The organism is Nocardia aobensis NBRC 100429 (assembly GCF_000308375.1).
Lineage (GTDB): Bacteria > Actinomycetota > Actinomycetes > Mycobacteriales > Mycobacteriaceae > Nocardia > Nocardia aobensis.
On the sequence record NZ_BAFQ01000224.1, the window covers coordinates 1 to 816 of the forward strand.

General features: G+C 76.3%; 1 pseudogene. It reads right to left on the bottom strand.

Going from position 1 to position 816, the window contains the following annotated elements:
* Positions 1-816 (bottom strand): annotated as a pseudogene (locus RJ03_RS27320) (IniB N-terminal domain-containing protein); the annotation flags it as partial.

Below are 816 nucleotides of genomic sequence, written 5' to 3' on the forward strand. Positions count from 1 at the left end.
GGCACCCGCGTGGCGGCACCGCCCAGGGCACCACCGAGTCCGGCACCCGCCGCTGCCGCGCCGCCCAGGGCACCTCCCAGAGCGCTCCTCCGAGACCACGCACCCGCGTTGGCCGCACCACCCAGCGCTCCTCCAAGATCAGCTCCGGCGTTGACAGCACCACCCAGAGCACCACCAAGACCCGCACCCGCGTTGACCGCACCACCCAGGGCACCGCCCAGTTCCGAACCCACGCCGGTCGCCGCGCCTGCAGCGCCGGACAGGCTCGCACCCAGGTCACCGGCCGCGTTCAGGGCGCCACCGAGAGCACCGCCGAGGCCCGCGCCGGCTGCTGCCGCACCGCCCAGGGCGGCACCGAGTCCCGCTCCGGCTTCCGCCGCGCCGCTCAGGGCACCGCCGAGGCCCGCGCCCAGTCCGGTTTCGAGTCCGGTGCCGAGTTCCCCGCCGGCGTTCAGTGCTCCGCCGAGGGCTGCGCCCAGGCCGGCGCCGGCTTCGGCTGCGCCGCCGAGTGCTCCGTTGAGTTCGGCGCCCAGGCCTGCGCCTGCTTCGGCCGCGCCGCTCAGCGCTCCGCCGAGCCCGGCGCCGAGTCCCGCAGTGGCTTCGGTCAAACCGGTTGCGGCGGAGGAGATTCCGGCCTGGATGCCGGTTCCGATCTGAGTGGAGAGGTCGGCGCCGACCTGCGCGACGGTGTCGGCGGCGCCTTCGATCCCGGCGGAGAGGCCGAGATCGGTACCGGCGGTGCCGGTGCCGGAGACCGCGCCGCCGAGGCCGACCGCGACCCCGGTCAAGGCGCCCAGTCCGGCGGTGAGTCCGGCC